This window comes from Luteimonas sp. A649, from assembly GCF_054072735.1.
Window position 1 is genome coordinate 1,869,349 of the sequence record NZ_JBSVRQ010000001.1, and the last position, 17,493, is coordinate 1,886,841.

Sequence of the window (17,493 nt, forward strand, 5' to 3'; positions counted from 1 at the left end):
CACTAGAATACTTCGGATGTTCGCATGCCAAACTGCATCGTCTGCGGCTCACAAACGGAAGTCGTCAGCGAGCTTCCGGGACTGGAGACAAGGTCGCGCATGGAATCCATGTTCGACTCTCTGCAAGAATGCTGCCCGCCAATTCCGAGTTATCGGGTCTTCCGTTGCGCTGCGTGCGCACTGGAGTTCGCTGATCCAATGGAAAGCCCAGGGGCTGAGTTCTACTCTTGGCTTTCGAGAGAAGGGACAGGGTCGCCAGGCTTGCGTTGGGAATGGGTGGTGGCTAGGGCGCTAGTCGAGACGAAAGCAGGCGCCGGCGACCTGCCCGTTAAGGTGTTGGACATCGGCTGTAGGGAAGGTGAGTTTCTAGATCTATTGGCTACCACGAAAAATGTGGTGACCCTAGGATTCGATCTCAATCCTGAGGTGGCGGAGATTGCCGTCAGCAAGGGCCATGACGTTTCCGTAGGTACGTTCGATCAAGTTAGAACCATTCTGCCCTCTGGTTTGGCATTTATAACGCTCTGGCATGTTGTGGAGCACCTCCCGGATCCGGTAGAGCTACTTCTTAGTGTTCGATCGCTGCTAAATGCAGAAGGCACAGTCCTGTTCTCAGTGCCGCTATCTCCGATGAGCCATGAGCTCACTGGGCTTGATCCACTGAATCACCCCCCACACCATCTCACCCGTTGGTCGGAGTGCTCAGTCCGTAGGCTGGCTGGGCGATTGAACATGAGCGCGACTGTCGAGTATCCAAAAGCGAAGCCATTGTCGTACCGGGTCGTGCGTGCTCTTGTCCTTCGTGCAATGCCGCCCTTCGGCGTCAAGGGGCGACTGCGCAAGGCTCTGCGATTGACGCTTTACACCTTGCGTAACCCGAAGGCCCTGTTTGCTGAAGTGGCTGCTCAGCGTGGGCGACATCGGGTAGGAACTAATCCGGCCCCGGACGTCATGCTGGTGAAGATGCAACTTGAGGCTAAACGCTGATGGCGCAAGCTCGAGACGGGAAAGGTGCTGCCCCGGCCCTTCGCATTCTCGTGTTCGCGAACTTGGCACCCTGGGTTCTAGGTGGGGCAGAGCACCAGACTGCGCGTCTCGTGGAGCGCTGGTGCCAAATGGGAGCGCATGTCGAAGTGGTCGGCTCTCGGATCCCAGATGGAGTTGCGAGCCTGGGGAGTGCGAGTGTCAGGACGCATCGGTTACGAACAATCCGCGGGTCGGGACGCGGCTTGCGTGGTGGGACATATCTCACATCTCTGTTGGCGTTCGCGTGGAGGAACCGCGGACGATTTGATGTTGCTTATTGCCGAGGCCTTTCAGATGCAGCTCTCGGACTTTCGCTTGCAAAGCGAATGGGGCTGGTTAAATGGCCATTCATGGCAGTGCCAATCAATGCACACGGAAATGGCGACGCGAATTTTCTTCGCTCGGTTCCGGCATGGCCGATGTGGCGTTCCCTTCTTGATGGACAGCTGGGTAGGGTGAACCTCATCAATGGCGACATGGCGGCGGAATTGGACGCCTTGGGTTTGCTGAAGCCGCCTCGAAGCCGAGTGCCTAACGGTATTGAGGTACATCCGCCGATAATTCGTAGGAACGTTAGCCGGCCGAGACGAGTTCTATGGACTGGACGCTTTGAGCACCAAAAGGGGCTCGATCTTCTTATCGAGGCGCTGCATTGGAACCGTGGACTTGCTGAGGCCTGCGTCGTGGAGTTGTATGGAGACGGCCCGCTGAGAAATCAGATTGTGGAGCATGTTGAGGCCCGTGGATTGGGCCGGATAGTGCGGTTCGGTGGTGTCGTCGACAAGGAGAAAATTCGGGCGACGTTGGCTACGGCCGATGCGTTCGTTCTCCCCTCGCGCTATGAGGGCATGTCCAACTCCGCCTTGGAGGCGATGGAGGCCGGACTCCCCGTGCTCTGCACGTCGTGCGGCGGCATAGACCTCGCTGTGAGGGATGGTGCGGGCTGGGTTTGTGCCGCTGGCGATTTGATCAGTCTAGGAGATGGATTGAGGGACATGTTGTCGGCCACCGACGATGACTGGCTGGCACGTGGACGAAAGGCCAGGCTGCTCGTCGAGCAACGGTTTCAAATTGATGAGGTGGCAGCGCGGAACCTGATGCTTCTGCGGGAACTGGCAGAGGCAAGGCTCTAGTGCGCGTCCTCGTGGTCTGCAAGCGGCAGTACACGGGCAAGGATCTTATCCAGGATCGTTTCGGACGCCTCTATGAGTTGTCTGTTGGTCTGTCCAAGATGAAAGACGAAGTCCGCGTTTGTGCTCTCAGCTATCGGCGCCGATCAGGGAAGGAGGCGGGTCGCTTCGACGGGACGAGTGTGGATTGGCATTCGCTCGACGCATTTCCTGCTGGACTGTTGCGACATGGTGCGTGGCTCGACGCAGTCGTTGCGGACTGGAGGCCCGACGTTGTCTGGGCCAGCTCCGACATGGTGCAGGCAGTGTTGGCAGTCCGCTGGTCCAGCCGGCGCGGCATTCCCTGCGTGATCGACCTTTACGACAACTATGAGAGCTTCGGCTTGTCGCGCTTTCCGGGGTTAAGGACGGCGTTCCGACATGCGTGCCGTGAGGCGGCTGGATTGACAGTGGTTAGTGCGACACTGGCCGAGCACGTTCGTCATAGGTATCGCGTGTCATGCCCTGTGGAAGTCGTTGTCAATGGGGTTCGCAAGGATTTCTTCCGTCCCCGCGACAGAGGTCTTGCTAGGGATCGATTGGGATTGCCAACAGGCGCGCGTGTAATTGGTACGGCAGGTGCTTTGACTGAAGATCGAGGCATTAGCGACTTGTTCGATGCGTTTGAACGTCTCGCACGTCACGATGACAATTTGTGGTTGGTGCATGCCGGTCCGACGGACCATAGTGCTCGTCGCTTGCGTCATCCACGTGTTGTGGATCTAGGCACGTTGCCTCAGCAAAGCGTGCCCGATTTGCTCGCGGCGCTCGACGTTGGCGTGGTGTGCAATCGGGATTCCGCGTTCGGCCGCTTCTGCTTTCCATTGAAGCTGCATGAGATGCTGTCCATGCGTATCCCGGTAGTGGCGGCTGCACTGGGGGATGTGCAGCAACTTCTGGCGGGTCACTCCCAATGTCTCTATGCGCCTGGCGATGTGGAAATGCTGAGTGAGAGAATCGCCGCGCAATTGTTCTCGCCATTAGTTCCCGACATTGCTTCGCCGACATGGGGCGATTGCGCAGAGACGCTGCGGCTTACGTTAAGCCGCAGTTGTTTGCTGTGCTAAAGGCTTTGGATAGGCTTTGAGATGTCCGGTGCGAACTGAGCGGGTGGGTGTCAGTTGTTGGATTGAAGTGCAGACCTAAGCAAGCGGGCGTGGAACAGTTCAATTTGTTCCGCAAGGTCAGGCCTGCTTTTTGCCTTGAGTTCCTCGGCTAGTTGCGCCGAAAACGGATCATGTGGAGGCCGGCCCTCGATGGACTTAACGAAGTAGGGGAGCGCGCGATCCGCGTCCCCTAGGTCGTTCATTACGAAAAAGCCAAGGCTAGCGCGGTTCACGGGTCCAAAGTTTCCGCGTTCCAGCAGGATATCCAGTGTGTTGATGAGTTCTTCCCTGTCCAGCTCTACACCCATGCGTGCATGGCCCACTAGGATCAGGAAGACCCGCGTGTTGTCATTGGTCATGTAAACCGTGCGCATCCGGTGTTGCAGGCGCTCCCAGTCGCTAGGCATTGCATCGCCGCGCAGGGTTTTCAGCACCACCAACAGCGTCAGGCTGTTAAGCGATTGCGGCGCGGCATCGGCCCCCATGCTGCAGGTTGCGATGGCTACGTCCAGCTTCGGATTGCCGGCCCCCGCGCCACCACCGGCCCTGAAGTGGCCCGCGCACAGTTCGACCCAGGCGCGACCAGAATGAGGTGCTGCTTGTGTGCCGTTCCACGCGATGCCCAGCGAGCTGCTCCAAGTATTGGAACGAATGATAGTGGAGGCGGCCAACGCGACGAGCAGGGCCGCACACAAGGTAGCGCCGATAGCGGGGCGGACATGGAGACGTTCGCCTGCATAGGCTAGCAGGCTGCCAATGCCCAGGACCGCGCCGATCAACGCGAAATGGTTGCGGTGTTCGAACGCCAACTCCAGGGCGACCACGTTGCTGGCGATGAAGTGGCTGGCGAAGAAAAGCAGTACGCCGAAGGAGAGCGGCGGCCACCGCCTGCGCACGTGCCAGGCCAAGCCCAGCAATCCCAGAACGATGCCAATCGCGGGAAGCGTCGTCCACGGCTGCAGCAGACCGCGAGAAGGCTGCAGCCAGTCGTAATAGAAAGGCATGTGCTGCGGCAGTGGCACGAGGATCTGCCACAGGTACAGACACAACACCCTGGCTTGGGTCAGCACGCGCTCCAAGGTTGAAAAATCACGCCCTGCCAATGTGTCCCATTGCCAGTAATGCGGGATCATCAGGAACAGGTAGGCTGAAACACCCAGCAACGCTGCTATCAGGTAACCACGCTGCAGGCGCTTGGATACGAGCATGTCTGCGGCAGCGAACCGCAGCACGGTCAACTCAAGTGCCAGTGTGTAGGCGGGCAGCAGGACGGAATCCTCCTTGCAGCCCAAGGCGCCGGCCCACAGCAACAGGGTGAGCAGGAGCCCGCCCCGGCCGGAGTGACCTGCAATCTGTGCCCGGCGCGCCTGCAGATACGCCAAGAGGGCAAGCACCAGGAACAGCGTTCCCATGGTCTGGATACGCTGCACCGTATACAGCACGGAGGAGACCTGCAGCGGGTGCACCGCCCAGGCCAGAGCGAGAGCCGGCGCCAGCCAAAGCACACGCTCACGGCGGACGTGGCTGGCCAGCAGCAGGCTGCGGAAAAACCAAGCAAGGGCAAGCGCGGTCAGCGCGTGGATGATGAGGTTGGTGGTTTTGAATGCCGCCGGATTTGGGCCGCCGGCGCGCCAGTAGTCCAATGCGAAGCTGAGCATGGGCAGGGAGCGCATGTCGCCGGACACGTGCTGTGTTGTCAGCACCTTGCCCACGGCTTCTGCGTCCAGTCGGCTCATATGCACGGCAGGGTTATTGACGATGTTGTGGAAATCGTCGAACACGAACTCGCCCGGCAGGCCGGGCATGAATACCAAGCCGGCCAACATGGCGATGATCAGGCTTGCCAGCAGGAACCGCGTGTTGGAGCTAGACATAGGCGTGGGGCACGCAGATCCAGGATAGTCGGATTGTCAACGATCGGCTGCGGGAATGCTCGCATTAGACGACGTAAAGCACGGATTGGGCCTGCAGCGGATGCTTGTCCAAGATGAAATCTCCGGGCAGCTCTGGCAGGAATGTGCGTAGGCGAAGGCAACGGAGGGGACAGCAACAGGAACCCGCGATGCGGCAAGGTCGCGGGTTGAAATGATGTGGTAAGTATCGTCGATAGCCCGACGCCCCGGAAGGCTGACGCCGTCGACGACAAGCCGAAAGTTTCGCCTTGGCGGTCGATACTCAGAGCAGGGTGCAGTTGCCTGTGTCCATGTCGCAACTGGTGGTGCGAGCGCCCTGCGCTGCCAGGTGCGGGGTGCCGGTGATGTCGGTGCCTATGGCGGTGGCAGTATCCGCGTCGCTGCAAGCTTGGAGCGCCGGAGCGGCCGGGGCGCGATCGTCCTGCAGCTGAGCTAGCGCAAAGCGTGCGTAGTTCACCATTTCCGCCTGACATGCGCCCTCGTCGGCGCGGATCCGGTAATCGTTGTACGCGGGCAGTGCGATGGCAGCCAGGATGGCGATAATCGCGACCACGATCATCAGTTCGATCAGAGTAAAGCCGCGTGCAGAGCTGGACATGGCGCCACCAACATTGATTTCCCCACTGTGGAGCACGCAAGGAGCGCGCCAACGAAGAATGCTGCATGTCGATGCCAAGCTCAGATTGTGATGTCGGACACAATCAAGCGGCCAGCGCGAGTGGTGTGGATGTCTCATCGTATTGGCCGACGGCAGCAGATGACAAAGAAAAAGGCCCCTCTTACGAGGGGCCTTGTTTCGTACCGTTGCGTTAGACCGACGGAGTCATTGAGCAGGTTGCCGTCGAAAGATCGCAAGTCGTCGGGGCAGAACCCGGGTCGTTCGGCTGGAAGTTCACGGTGCCGCCAGTGGTGACCTCGGTTTCACCGATGGTATCGGTGAAAGCCTGGCAGGCGCCGCTGCCATCAGGAGCCGTCGGCTGATCCATATTCGACTGGGCAGCCGCCACGGCCGAGTTCATATACGCCTTGGCCTCGGACTGGCAGGCGCCTTCCGCCGAACGGATGCGGTAGTCGTTGTAAGCCGGCAGCGCAATGGCGGCCAGGATGGCAATGATCGCAACCACGATCATCAGTTCGATGAGGGTAAAGCCCTTCTGCATCTTCATGGTGTATCCCCTAGGAGTTGATATGGGTACTTCACGTGCAGCGATGCCGGCTTGGGTTCCGGAACCGATGCTGCCGTGCGACGCCGCACGTGCAGTGAAGTGTATGCAGAACCCGTGCCAGTTGGTGGCTTCCGGGGCCGGATGAACAGATGTGCAACCGGATTCACGGTCTCGGCTGTCACTGGCGGGAATTAGGAGACGCGTTACGTCACTTTTTACCTCGGGAAGTGACGTTGAATGTCAGTGTTTGCGCCTCTCTTGTGACGCGTATCGCGTATTCGGTTTGGGGACGTCCGTGAGATGCGCGAGCCGCAGTCGAGCCGGTATCGCGAAACTGGTCACATCTTGACGGCGGCCGGGCGAAGTGGCCGCCCATGTATGGCGTCCACCAGCATGGCTGCGTGGCCAGCTTGCGATACCAGCGGCACCACGCGGATCGCAGTGCTCTCGCGATCCACGGCCGCCAGCGCAACACCCAAAGCTTCCGCATGGGCATGGCTGCGTGCGATCAGCTCTTCAGGAGTGCGGCCGCGCTGCGCCAGCATCGGCCCCACGTGGGCGTAGTCGATGTGGTATGCGGGACGTCGCGCATAGTCGTCGGCACCGGACAGGGCCAGTCCACCTGGCGGCAGGGCGCCCACGAGGATCGGGCCCGTCCATGACAGCGCGCGCTTTGCCTCCGGGGTGCGTGCAAGGTCTGCAGGGTCGATGTCCAAGGCGCGCACCAGCTCGATGTGGTTGCCCATGCCCACGAGGTAGACGGGACGCAGGCGCGCCAGCATCGCGATGGCGTACGCCAGGAACAGCAGCTGGATCAACACGACCACGGCGATGTCCATGCGCAAGCGGCGTTTGCCGCTGCGGTAGACCAGCCACGTGAGCACAGGGCCGGCCGCCAGTACTGCGGCAAACAGCAGCACGAGGTGACGATCGATGCCGGACAGCGGAAGCAGGGCGCCGGGGTACCAGAAGAACACCGGCACCGCCAACACGGCGCCGATCGCGGCGATGCTGGCGGCAAGGTGGACCAGCGCGGCCTTGTGGCGGGCCGGATCGCGGGTTGCGGTGGATTCCATGATCAAGCTCGGCAAAAGAGTTGGCGCGCCGAGCTTAGCCGCTGGAATGTTCCATGGGGGCGCCAACGGCGGCTCAGTCGATGCCGAGCTTCTTGAGCTTGTAACGCAGCGCCCGGAACGTGATTCCCAGCGCCGCAGCGGCCTTGGTCTTGTTGTACCGGCTTTCCTGCAGCGCCTGCTGGATGGCGGCGCGTTCGATCTCTTCTATATAGGAAGGCAGGGCGCTTGACGCAGTCTCGCGCGGGTTCATCGCACCCGGCGACTGTGCGCCGCTCCCCGGCATCGGCGGCAGCCGCCCCGGCGAACTGATGTTGTTCCCACCCGGCAGGCGCAGGTCCGCGGCGGTAATGCTGTCACTGTCCGCCAGCGCCATCGCGCGCTCCAGCACGTTCTCGAGCTCGCGCACGTTGCCCGGGAACGCGTACGCCGCCAGTGCGGCCAGCGCCTCGGGCCCCAGCTTGGGCGCGCTGCGGTGCATCGCCTGCGCCAGCCGCGCGAAGATCGCGTCGGACAGGATCGGCAGGTCGCCGTCGCGGTCGCGCAGCGCCGGCACGTGCAGTTCGATCACGTTGATGCGGTAGTACAGGTCGTGCCGGAAGCTGCCGGCATTCACCAGGGCGTTCAGATCTTTGTGGGTGGCCGAGAGGATGCGCACGTCGACATCGATCTCGGTCGATGCGCCCACGGGGCGGATCTTCTTTTCCTGGATGGCGCGCAGCAGTTTGACCTGCATCGCCAGCGGCAGCTCGGCCACTTCGTCCAGGAACAGGGTGCCGCCGTCGGCGCTCTGGAACAGGCCGGGCTTGTCGGCATGGGCGCCGGTGAAGCTGCCCTTGCGGTGGCCGAAGAACTCGCTTTCCATCAGTTCGGTGGGGATCGCGCCGCAGTTGACCGGCACGAAGGGGCTGTTGGCGCGTGCGCCCTGGGCGTGGATGGTGCGCGCCACGAGTTCCTTGCCGGTGCCGGATTCGCCGCTGATGTGCACCGGCGCCTGGCTGCGCGAGACCTTGGCGATGGTTTCGCGCAGGGCGACCATCGCTGGCGAGCCGCCAAGCAGGCGGCCGGCCTCTTCGGGCTGGGCGGCGCGGCGGGCGTTGAGTTCCAGCGCCTGGCGCACAAGGCCGCGCAGCACGTTGATGTCCACCGGCTTGCTGACGAAGTCGAAGGCGCCGGCCTTCAGCGCTTCCACCGCGGCTTCGACATTGCCGTAGGCGGTGATCATCGCCACGGGGGTGTCGGGGAAGCGGGTGGTGATGTCGCTGATCAACTCCAGTCCGGAGCCGTCGGGCAGGCGCATGTCGGTCAGGCAGAGGTCGTAATGGTTGGCGGCCAGCAGTTCGCGGGCGGCGGCCAGGTTGGCGGCGGTATCGGTGCGCAGCCCCATGCGGCCCAGGGTCAGCACCAGGAGCTCACGGATGTCGTGCTCGTCGTCGACGATGAGGGCGCTGCGGGTTTCAGTCATGGTTGATCTGGGGTGGCCGGTCCGTGGTGACCAATTTTGGCACTTTTTTACTTAGTGTGACGAGTGTCAAAAAGTACAGGGGGAGGGGGATTGCTTTTGTGGGAGCGGCTATAGCCGCGATTGGCCCATTCCGGCCAGGTCCTATCGCCGCTATAGCGGCTCCCGCAAAAGCTGTTGCTCCCATAAAAGCGGAACTATGGCCGCTCCAGCATCACCGATCCGCCGCGCAGGGTGATCCGGAAGCAGGCGCCGCCGCCGGGCAGGGAGACGTATTCGAGGCGGGCATCGTTGGCGCGGCAGAGTTCGTGGGCGATATACAGGCCCAGGCCGGTGCCGTGCTCGGAGGTGGTGAAGAAGGGCCGGAACAGTTGGTGGCTGACGGCGTCGGGGATGCCGGGGCCGCGGTCGCTGATCTCGATCACCGGGTTGCCGTCGAGCAGGTCGGCATTGATGGTGATCCGCGCGGGTTCGCCGGGCTGGTGGCCGTGGCGCACGGCATTGTTGGTCAGGGAGGTCAGCACCTGCTGCAGGTGGCGGGGGTCGACCATGGCCGGTACTTCGGGCCGACGGCCGGCCTGGCGCAGGGCGGCGTTGTCTTCGGGGCAGGTCTGGCGGTAGTCGGCGATGAAGGCGCGGACCTGGCCTACAAGATCCACGTTCTCGGGCTGGGCGCGCTCGCGGCGGGCCAGGCTCAGCACGCTTTCGACGATGGTGTTGGTGCGCATGCACTGCTGGTGGACGATCTGCAGCAGGCGGCGGTCGCTGTCGCCGATGTCGCGCGATTCCTCCAGCAGCTGGGTGGCGTAGCTGATCGCGGCCAGCGGGTTGCGGATCTCGTGTGCGAGGCTGGCGGAAAAGCGGCCCATGGCGGCGAGCGTCAGGGATTCTGCGCGGCGCGAGACCAGGGCGGTGTCGTCGAGGAAGATCAGGGTGGTGTCGTCGGTGGCCAGCAGGCGGGTGAAGCGTGGCAGCACTTCGTTGCCGTCATCGCCGATGGTCAGCGGGGTGTCGTCGGTGTCGCCGCTGCGGCGCCATTCGGCCACGCGCATGGCCAGCGCCGGCGACAGCTGGGGCAGGGTGCGCGGGGTTTCGCCGCGGATCTCGGCGCCGGCCTGGCCCAGCAGGATGCGGGCGGCCTCGTTGGCCATGCGGATGTGGCCGCGGCCGTCCACCATCAATACGCCCACGCGCATGCGGCGGATGATCAGTTCGTTGACCTCGGCCAGGTTGGCGGCCTCCGCGCCGCGCCTGTGCGCCAGCGTCCGGCTGTCGCGCATGTCGCGGCCAAGGAAGTTGGTCAGGGTGGCCATGGCCAGGTAGCTGACCGAGAACATCAGCACTTCGGCCAGCGGCCGTTCGCGGATGGGGCTGCCGCTGATGATGACCATCACGTACTGCGCGACCAGAGCGCCCGAGGCCAGGGCGGCGGCGGCCAGGCCCAGGTGCAGGGGCATCAGCAGGGCCGCGGCGCCGACGTTGAAGAGCAGCATCATCGCGATGCCGGGGCCGGCGTGGGGCAGGGCGTGGATGGCCAGCGTGGCGACGGCGATGTCGATCAGGACGCCGAACACCACCTGTGCGGGCAGCGGGACCGATGCGCGCCCGGACAGCACAAGCAGCACCGCGGAGGCGATCAGGTAGGTGGCCGCGACGGCGGTGGCCAGGGCCGGATCCCGCGCGTCGCCGCCGAACACGCCCTGCAGCGGGCCGAAAACGGCCAGCGCCAACAGCGCGGCTTCAAGCGTGCGGTACAGGGCCAGCAGGTAGAGCTCGCGTCTCATGAGGCGATCGGGGGCGGCTATCGGCACGCGGGCGGGCTCCTGGGGCATCGGGGCACTATAATGGTTGGCGCTGTGTCCCACTTTCCCACGACGGACCCCACATGAACTTCCACGAGTACCAGGCGAAGCAGCTGTTTGCCGAATACGGCATTTCAGTCCCGGCCGGGCGTGTCGCCCGCACCCCCGAAGAAGCGGTTGATGCTGCCAAGGCCATTGGCGGCGACTTCTGGGTGGTCAAGGCCCAGATCCACGCGGGTGGCCGCGGCAAGGCGGGCGGCGTGAAGCTGTGCCGCACGCTCGACGACGTGCGCGAGCACGCCAAGGGCATGCTCGGCCAGAAGATGGCCACCTACCAGACCGCCGGCGTCGAGCTGCCGATCGATTCGGTGCTGGTCACCCAGGCCACCGATATCGCCAAGGAGCTGTACCTGTCGGTGCTGGTGGACCGGTCGACACAGTCGATCACCTTCATCGCGTCGAGCGAAGGCGGCATGGACATCGAGCAGGTGGCCGCCGAGACGCCGGAGAAGATCCAGTCGCTCAACGTCAACTTCATCCAGGGCCTGCAGCCCTACCAGTGCCGCGACATGGGCTTCGGCCTGGGCCTGACCGGCAAGCAGGTCAACCAGCTCTCCAAGATCATGATGGGGCTGTACAAGCTGTTCAACGAGAAGGACCTGGCGCTGGTCGAGCTCAACCCGCTGGCGATCCTCACCGACGGCACGCTGGCCGTGCTCGACGGCAAGGTCGACTCCGACGACAACGCCTCGTTCCGCCACCCGGAACTGGTCGCCCTGCGTGACATCCGCCAGGAAGACGAGACCGAGGTCAAGGCCAGCCAGCACGACCTGAACTACGTGACCATGGACGGCAACATCGGCTGCATGGTCAACGGCGCGGGCCTGGCGATGGCGACGATGGACGTGATCCAGCTCGAAGGCGGCTCGCCGGCGAACTTCCTCGACGTCGGCGGCGGCGCCACCAAGGAGCGCGTGACCGAGGCGTTCAAGCTGATCCTCTCGTCCGACGACGTGAAGGCGATCTTCGTCAACATCTTCGGCGGCATCGTGCGCTGCGACATGATTGCCGACGGCATCATCGCCGCGGTGAAGGAAGTCGACGTCAAGGTGCCGGTGATCGTGCGCCTCGAAGGCACGAACGTGGACGCCGGCAAGGAGCTGCTGAAGAACTCCGGCCTGGCGATCACCCCCGCCGACGACATCAACGACGGCGCCCGCAAGGCCGTTGAAGCCGCGAAGGCTGCCTGACCCCCATTTCCTGTGGGATACCCCATTTCCTGTGGGAGCGGCTACAGCCGCGATAAGCCTCGCCAAGAGCGATCGCAGCTATAGCTGCTCCCACAGTCAGAAGATGAAGAATCGAGGAATCCAATGAGCGTTCTCGTCAACAAGAACACCAAGGTGATCGTGCAGGGCTTCACCGGCACGCAGGGCACCTTCCACGCCGAGCAGATGCTCGAGTACGGCACCAAGGTCGTGGGCGGCGTCACGCCCGGCAAGGGCGGCACCGAACACCTGGGCCTGCCGGTCTTCAACACCGTGGCCGATGCCGTGGCCGACACCGGCGCCAATGCGTCGGTGATCTACGTGCCGCCACCGTTCGCGGCCGACGCGATCCTGGAAGCCGCGGATGCCGGCATCAAGGTGATCGTGTGCATCACCGAGGGCATCCCGGTGCTGGACATGCTGCGCGTCAAGAAGACCTTGGTCACCACCTACCCGGACACCGTGCTGGTGGGCCCGAACTGCCCCGGCATCATCACCCCGGGCGAGTGCAAGATCGGCATCATGCCGGGCCACATCCACATGCCGGGCAAGATCGCGATCGTCTCGCGCTCGGGCACGCTGACCTATGAAGCGGTCAAGCAGACCACCGACGCCGGCCTTGGCCAGTCGACGGTGATCGGCATCGGCGGTGACCCGATCAACGGCCTGAACTTCATCGATTGCCTGAAGCTGTTCCAGGACGATGCGCAGACCGAGGGCATCATCATGGTCGGCGAGATCGGCGGGTCGGCCGAGGAAGAAGCCGCCGAGTTCATCGCGCAGTACGTGACCAAGCCGGTGGTGGGCTTCATCGCCGGTGCGTCGGCCCCCAAGGGCAAGCGCATGGGCCACGCCGGCGCGATCGCCTCGGGCGGCTCGGGCACGGCCGAAGGCAAGTTCGCCGCAATGGAGAAGGCCGGTGTCACCACCGTGCGTTCGCCGGGCGACCTGGGTGCCGCGATCGCGAAGCGCCTGGCGGGCTGATCGCCTGCCCTTTGTGGGAGCGGCTATAGCCGCGATCGCCGCCATAGCGGCTCCCACAAAAGCTGTTCTGGAAGCTCCCGCAAAGCGTGTCAGAGCAACTGCGCAAAGAGTCCGAAAAAGGCCGCCTCCGGGCGGCCTTTTTCATGCCTGCGTTTGACGCGCGGCCAAATAATGCGCATGATCGATGCGCACCCGATGGGAGATCGCCATGCGCATTCGTGAGGACTACGCCGGCTACGGCAAGCGCGCCACGAACCTCAGCGTCAACGAGGGCCTGCTCGAGGCCGCCCGGGCGCTGAACATCAACCTCTCCGCGACCCTGGAGAAAGCGCTGGACGCCGAAATCCGGGCGCGCAAGCGGGAGCAGTGGCTGGATGAAAACCGCGAGGCGATCGCCGCGTACAACCAGCGTGTCGCCCGCGATGGCGTTGCCGGCGATCATGTGCGTGCGTTCAAGGCGTCGCGGGAGACATGAGCCAGTTCTGGGTTTTTACCAATGCCGACGCAGCGTCGCGGCGTTCCATACCGTGCTGGCTGAACGTCCAGAGCGATCTGATCGATACTTCCGAGTCCCGAGTGGTCGTACCCCTGATCGCGCCCGAGTCCGCGGGACCGGCCATCGGCAACCTGATGCCGATCCTGACCGTCGCCGGAAAGCCGATGGTGATGGACACGGCACAAATCACCAACGTGCCGATGCAGATGCTCGGCAGGCGGCTGGCGGACCTGTCTTCCGATCGCCTGGCCATCATCGGCGCGCTGGACTTCCTGACGCATGGGATCTGACATGACTGAAACGCTCCGCATCGCCCTGGCCCAGTTCGACTTCCCGGTCGGCGACGTTGCCGGCAACACCACGCGCATCGCGACGATGATCGCCGAGGCGCGCGACGAGTACGGCGCCGACATCGTGGTGTTCCCGGAGCTCGCGGTCAGCGGCTACCCGCCCGAGGACCTGCTGATGCGCCCGGCCTTCCTTGCCGAGTGCGAGCAGGCGCTGCGCACCATTGCCGACGCGGCCACCGGCATCGTCGCCATCGTCGGCTGGCCGGAGTCGGCCGGCAGCGTGCTCTACAACTCCGCCAGCGTGCTGCGCGAGGGCCGCATCGAGCGCACCTACCGCAAGCGCGAGCTGCCCAACTACAACGTCTTCGACGAGCGCCGCTATTTCCACGCCGATCCCGACGGCGGTTCCTGCGTGTTCCACGTCAAGGGTGTGCCGGTGGGCCTGCTGGTCTGCGAGGACCTGTGGTTCGTCGAGCCCATCGCCGACACCGTGGCGTTGGGGGCGGAGCTGGTGCTGGTGCCCAACGCATCGCCCTTCGAGCGCGGCAAGCACGCGCAGCGCGACGCGATGATCGCCGCGCTGACCCGCGACCACGGCGCCGCGATCGCCTATCTCAACGTGGTCGGGGGCCAGGACGCGCTGGTGTTCGACGGTTCCTCCGTGGTCGCCGACGGCGACGGTACGGTGCACCCGGCCGCGGCGGCCTTCACCGACCAGTGGCTGGTGGTGGACTACGACCCCGTGCGCCGCGCCTTCATGCCCACCGTGTGGATGGACGACGGCGACGAGAGCATGGACGCGCTGGCCTGGCGCGCGGTGGTGCGCGGGATCCGCGACTACTTCGGCAAGAACGGCTTCAAGCGCGCATGGCTGGGGCTGTCGGGCGGCATCGATTCGTCGATCGTGCTGGCGATGGCGGTCGAGGCGCTGGGGGCGGAAAACGTCACCGCGGTGCGCATGCCGTCGCGCTACACCGCCGGCCTGAGCAACGACCTGGCCGCCGAGCAGTGCAGGGAGCTGGGCGTGGAGATGATGACCGTGCCGATCGAGCCGGCGTTCGAAGGCCTGCTGGCGAGCCTGGGCGATGCGTTCGAAGGCCACGCGGTGGATGTCACCGAAGAGAACCTGCAGTCGCGCGCGCGCGGCGTGATCCTGATGGCGCTGTCGAACAAGCTCGGCGGGCTGGTGCTGACCACCGGCAACAAGAGCGAGTACGCGGTGGGCTACGCCACGATCTACGGCGACATGTGCGGTGCCTATGCGCCGATCAAGGACCTGTACAAGACCGAGGTCTATGGCCTGTCGAAGTGGCGCAACACGGTGGGCGGCGCGCCCGTGATCCCGCCGGCGGTGATCGCGCGACCGCCTTCCGCGGAGCTGCGCGACAACCAGCTGGACCAGGATTCACTGCCGCCCTACGACGTGCTGGATGCGATCCTGATGCGATTCGTCGACCAGGAGCAGTCGCGCGACGAGGTCTGTGCAGCGGGCTTCGACGCGGCGACCGTGGACCGCGTGGTGGCGCTGGTGCGACGCAGCGAGTGGAAGCGCCAGCAGGCCGCGCCCGGGCCCAAGATTTCCCGCCGCGCCTTCGGCCGCGAACGCCGGTATCCCATCACCAACAAGTACCCGCACTAGTCCGCGAGGGCTTTTGTAACTTTATGTGGGAGCCGCTATAGCGGCGATTGCAGCCTGGCCGCTTCCACGGGAATCGGGGTTTTTCGCGGCTATGGCCGCTCCCACAAAAATGCTACTGGATCGCGGACTTTTCGCTTGCGAAGGGGTTGAGCTTGCGGATCGTCCAGGGGTAGTCCGGCCAGTTGCCCGTCAGGTAGGGGTGGTCGGGCTCGTTGAGTTCGAGCACGCGGCGCGCATCGGCGGCCAGGGTCTGGTTGCCCAGCTCGGTGTAGGCGGCGGTCAGCACGGCGACGGCGTCGTTCTGGTATTCGCTCTGGGGATAGGTCTCGAGCAGGTAGCGCGCGCGCTCGGCCGCGGCGACCCAGGCGTCGCGGCGCATGTAGTACAGCGCGGTTTCGATCTCGTGGCGCGCGAACATGTTGCGCAGCTCGGCCATGCGGTTGGCGGCGTCGGCGGCGTAGCGGCTGTTGGGGTAGCGCTCGGTCACGATGCGCAGGTCGTTGTAGCCCTGCAGCGGCGTGGCCAGGTCGCGGCGGCTGGCGTCGAGGTTCCAGGCGCGCTGCAGGAACACCGTGTCGCGGGTGGAGTTCACCAGGCCGCGCAGGTAGTACACGTAGGCGACGTTGCGGTGCGTGGGATAGGTGCGGATGAAGCGGTCGATCGAGGACACGGCGTCATCGTGGCGGCCCATCTTGAACTGGGCATAGGCGATTTCGATCATCGCCTGCTCGGTGTACGGGCCGTAGGGATACTGCGCGACCAGGCGGCGATAGGTGTTGGTGGCGCCGCTCCAGTTGCCGCCGCGCATCAGCGCGTGGCCCTTGTCGTAGAGGACTTCGACTGCCACGCCTTCGTTGGCGTCCTCGTCCTTGAACATGTTCTTCATCCGTGCGCAGCCGGAGGCGGCGAACACGGCCAGCAACACGAGCAGCAGTGCGCTGCGGAACAGGGTGGTGCGTCGGGTCATGGTGCATCCGGGACGGGAAAGGCGTGAAGCGGGGATAATAGCAGCCAGCCCCGGCCCGCCAGCCGCCACCGACTGAACCCGAGCCGACCCCATGACCGACGACTTCCCCGCTGCCGCCGCCGAAGACGCGGACGCCGCCCCCGAGGCCCCCCGGGCTGCCCGGGTCCCCGATGCCATGGCCGGGCGCCGCTTCGACGCGGTGCTGGCGGAACTGTTCCCCGAGTTCTCGCGCTCGCGGCTGGCCACCTGGGTGAAATCCGGCGATGTCCTGCTGGACGGCGCCACCGTGCGCCCGCGCGAAGCGGTGCGCGGCGGCCAGGAGATCCTGCTGACCGCCACCCTGGAGACCCAGGTCCGCGCCGAGCCCGAGGACATCCCGCTGAGCGTGCTGTACGAGGATTCCGAGGTCCTGGTGATCGACAAGCCGGCCGGCCTGGTGGTCCACCCGGGCGCCGGCAATCCCACGGGTACCCTGGTCAACGCCCTGCTGTTCCGCGACCCCGCGTTCGCCGCGGTGCCGCGGGCCGGCGTCGTCCATCGCCTGGACAAGGACACGTCGGGCGTGATGGTGGTGGCGCGCACCCTGCAGGCGCAGACCTCGCTGGTGGCGCAGCTGTCCGCGCGCGACGTGCACCGGCAGTACCTGGCGGTGGTGGTGGGGGCGCTGGTGTCCGGGGGCACGATCAGCGCGCCGATCGACCGCCATCCGCGCGACCGCCTGCGCATGGCGGTGCGTGACGACGGCCGCGAGGCCACCACCCACTACCGGCTGCAGGAGCGTTTCCGCGCCCACACGGCGCTGGAGTGCCGGCTGGAAACCGGGCGCACGCACCAGATCCGCGTGCACATGACGCACCTGAAGCACCCCATCGTGGGCGACGCGCTCTACGGCGGCGCCGTGAAGCTGCCACGCGCGGCGCCGGACTCGCTGGTGGCGGCGCTGCGCGGCTTCCGCCGCCAGGCCCTGCATGCGCAGGTGCTGGAGTTCGTGCATCCGACCACCGGCGAGCCGGTTCGCTGCGAGGCGCCGGTGCCCGAGGACATGCTGGCGCTGATCCGCGAGCTGCGCGCCGATGCCGCTGCGCACGCCGTCACCGGGGCGGGAGTCCGCCGGTGAACGCGGGCGGTGTGG

14 protein-coding genes and 3 pseudogenes are annotated in these 17,493 nt (G+C 64.8%); 10 read left to right on the forward strand and 7 right to left on the reverse strand.

The features are described from left to right. Positions 1–198: 198 nt before the first annotated feature. From ACW5E8_RS08670 to ACW5E8_RS08685, 4 genes and pseudogenes are all read left to right on the forward strand, one after another. Positions 199–714 (forward strand): annotated as a pseudogene (locus tag ACW5E8_RS08670) (class I SAM-dependent methyltransferase); the annotation flags it as partial. An 18-nt stretch (positions 715–732) separates the two neighbouring features. After that, positions 733–987, forward strand: a complete 255-nt coding sequence (locus ACW5E8_RS08675) for a hypothetical protein (RefSeq protein ID WP_456965292.1) — start codon at positions 733–735, stop codon at positions 985–987. Beyond that, positions 987–2,159, forward strand: a complete 1,173-nt coding sequence (locus ACW5E8_RS08680; RefSeq protein WP_456965046.1) for a glycosyltransferase family 4 protein — start codon at positions 987–989, stop codon at positions 2,157–2,159. Before ACW5E8_RS08675 ends, ACW5E8_RS08680 begins: the two co-directional genes overlap by 1 nt. After that, positions 2,159–3,262 (forward strand): glycosyltransferase, encoded by a 1,104-nt coding sequence (locus ACW5E8_RS08685; RefSeq protein ID WP_456965047.1) that lies wholly within the window; start codon positions 2,159–2,161, stop codon positions 3,260–3,262. Before ACW5E8_RS08680 ends, ACW5E8_RS08685 begins: the two co-directional genes overlap by 1 nt. Positions 3,263–3,312: 50 nt before the next feature. On the opposite strand, the gene ACW5E8_RS08690 is transcribed toward ACW5E8_RS08685, so the two are convergent. The 6 genes and pseudogenes from ACW5E8_RS08690 to ACW5E8_RS08715 all read right to left on the reverse strand — a co-directional run bounded on the left by ACW5E8_RS08690 (position 3,313) and on the right by ACW5E8_RS08715 (position 10,699). Beyond that, positions 3,313–5,175 carry a hypothetical protein gene (locus tag ACW5E8_RS08690; RefSeq protein ID WP_456965048.1) on the reverse strand — a complete coding sequence of 621 codons (1,863 nt, stop codon included), beginning with the start codon at positions 5,173–5,175 and terminating at the stop codon, positions 3,313–3,315. A 534-nt stretch (positions 5,176–5,709) separates the two neighbouring features. Continuing rightward, positions 5,710–5,812, reverse strand: a pseudogene (locus tag ACW5E8_RS08695) (prepilin-type N-terminal cleavage/methylation domain-containing protein); the annotation flags it as partial. Between the two features lie 469 nt (positions 5,813–6,281). Beyond that, positions 6,282–6,380, reverse strand: a pseudogene (locus ACW5E8_RS08700) (prepilin-type N-terminal cleavage/methylation domain-containing protein); the annotation flags it as partial. A 338-nt stretch (positions 6,381–6,718) separates the two neighbouring features. Further along, complete coding sequence (locus ACW5E8_RS08705) at positions 6,719–7,456, reverse strand: hypothetical protein (RefSeq protein WP_456965049.1); 738 nt, start codon at positions 7,454–7,456, stop codon at positions 6,719–6,721. 73 nt (positions 7,457–7,529) lie between these two features. Continuing rightward, a complete protein-coding gene (locus ACW5E8_RS08710) occupies positions 7,530–8,918 on the reverse strand; it encodes a sigma 54-interacting transcriptional regulator (protein WP_456965050.1) in 1,389 nt (462 codons plus the stop codon). Positions 8,919–9,112: 194 nt separating this feature from the next. Continuing rightward, entirely contained in the window at positions 9,113–10,699 is a 1,587-nt protein-coding gene (locus ACW5E8_RS08715; protein WP_456965051.1) for a sensor histidine kinase, read from the reverse strand. 101 nt (positions 10,700–10,800) lie between these two features. Here ACW5E8_RS08715 and sucC point away from each other — a divergent pair, with 101 nt between their 5' ends. The 5 genes from sucC to ACW5E8_RS08740 all read left to right on the forward strand — a co-directional run bounded on the left by sucC (position 10,801) and on the right by ACW5E8_RS08740 (position 15,394). Next, positions 10,801–11,967: an ADP-forming succinate--CoA ligase subunit beta gene (gene sucC, locus ACW5E8_RS08720; RefSeq protein ID WP_456965052.1), complete on the forward strand. Its 1,167-nt coding sequence runs from the start codon at positions 10,801–10,803 to the stop codon at positions 11,965–11,967. 123 nt (positions 11,968–12,090) lie between these two features. Continuing rightward, on the forward strand, positions 12,091–12,969 hold the full coding sequence (gene sucD / locus ACW5E8_RS08725; protein WP_456965053.1) for a succinate--CoA ligase subunit alpha: 879 nt from the start codon (positions 12,091–12,093) through the stop codon (positions 12,967–12,969). 208 nt (positions 12,970–13,177) lie between these two features. After that, a complete protein-coding gene (locus ACW5E8_RS08730; RefSeq protein ID WP_456965054.1) occupies positions 13,178–13,444 on the forward strand; it encodes a type II toxin-antitoxin system CcdA family antitoxin in 267 nt (88 codons plus the stop codon). Further along, positions 13,441–13,755 (forward strand): CcdB family protein, encoded by a 315-nt coding sequence (locus ACW5E8_RS08735; protein WP_456965055.1) that lies wholly within the window; start codon positions 13,441–13,443, stop codon positions 13,753–13,755. The genes ACW5E8_RS08730 and ACW5E8_RS08735 overlap by 4 nt, the downstream gene beginning before the upstream one ends. Position 13,756: 1 nt before the next feature. After that, complete coding sequence (locus tag ACW5E8_RS08740; RefSeq protein WP_456965056.1) at positions 13,757–15,394, forward strand: NAD+ synthase; 1,638 nt, start codon at positions 13,757–13,759, stop codon at positions 15,392–15,394. Positions 15,395–15,506: 112 nt separating this feature from the next. Here ACW5E8_RS08740 and ACW5E8_RS08745 read toward each other — a convergent pair whose 3' ends face one another. Then, entirely contained in the window at positions 15,507–16,361 is an 855-nt protein-coding gene (locus tag ACW5E8_RS08745) for an outer membrane protein assembly factor BamD (RefSeq protein WP_456965057.1), read from the reverse strand. Positions 16,362–16,452: 91 nt separating this feature from the next. Between ACW5E8_RS08745 and rluD the strand changes: the two genes are divergently transcribed. Then, complete coding sequence (gene rluD, locus ACW5E8_RS08750) at positions 16,453–17,478, forward strand: 23S rRNA pseudouridine(1911/1915/1917) synthase RluD (protein WP_456965058.1); 1,026 nt, start codon at positions 16,453–16,455, stop codon at positions 17,476–17,478. Positions 17,479–17,493: the final 15 nt, after the last annotated feature.

Excerpts from the sequence above, each read along its gene's own strand:
- sucC (WP_456965052.1), top strand. The coding sequence starts at position 10,801 with ATGAACTTCCACGAGTACCAGGCGAAGCAGCTGTTTGCCGAATACGGC.
- sucD (WP_456965053.1), top strand. The coding sequence starts at position 12,091 with ATGAGCGTTCTCGTCAACAAGAACACCAAGGTGATCGTGCAGGGCTTC.
- ACW5E8_RS08730 (WP_456965054.1), top strand. The coding sequence starts at position 13,178 with ATGCGCATTCGTGAGGACTACGCCGGCTACGGCAAGCGCGCCACGAAC.
- ACW5E8_RS08735 (WP_456965055.1), top strand. The coding sequence starts at position 13,441 with ATGAGCCAGTTCTGGGTTTTTACCAATGCCGACGCAGCGTCGCGGCGT.
- ACW5E8_RS08710 (WP_456965050.1), bottom strand. The coding sequence starts at position 8,918 with ATGACTGAAACCCGCAGCGCCCTCATCGTCGACGACGAGCACGACATC.
- ACW5E8_RS08675 (WP_456965292.1), top strand. The coding sequence starts at position 733 with ATGAGCGCGACTGTCGAGTATCCAAAAGCGAAGCCATTGTCGTACCGG.
- ACW5E8_RS08680 (WP_456965046.1), top strand. The coding sequence starts at position 987 with ATGGCGCAAGCTCGAGACGGGAAAGGTGCTGCCCCGGCCCTTCGCATT.
- ACW5E8_RS08705 (WP_456965049.1), bottom strand. The coding sequence starts at position 7,456 with ATGGAATCCACCGCAACCCGCGATCCGGCCCGCCACAAGGCCGCGCTG.
- ACW5E8_RS08745 (WP_456965057.1), bottom strand. The coding sequence starts at position 16,361 with ATGACCCGACGCACCACCCTGTTCCGCAGCGCACTGCTGCTCGTGTTG.
- ACW5E8_RS08715 (WP_456965051.1), bottom strand. The coding sequence starts at position 10,699 with ATGAGACGCGAGCTCTACCTGCTGGCCCTGTACCGCACGCTTGAAGCC.
- ACW5E8_RS08690 (WP_456965048.1), bottom strand. The coding sequence starts at position 5,175 with ATGTCTAGCTCCAACACGCGGTTCCTGCTGGCAAGCCTGATCATCGCC.
- rluD (WP_456965058.1), top strand. The coding sequence starts at position 16,453 with ATGACCGACGACTTCCCCGCTGCCGCCGCCGAAGACGCGGACGCCGCC.
- ACW5E8_RS08740 (WP_456965056.1), top strand. The coding sequence starts at position 13,757 with ATGACTGAAACGCTCCGCATCGCCCTGGCCCAGTTCGACTTCCCGGTC.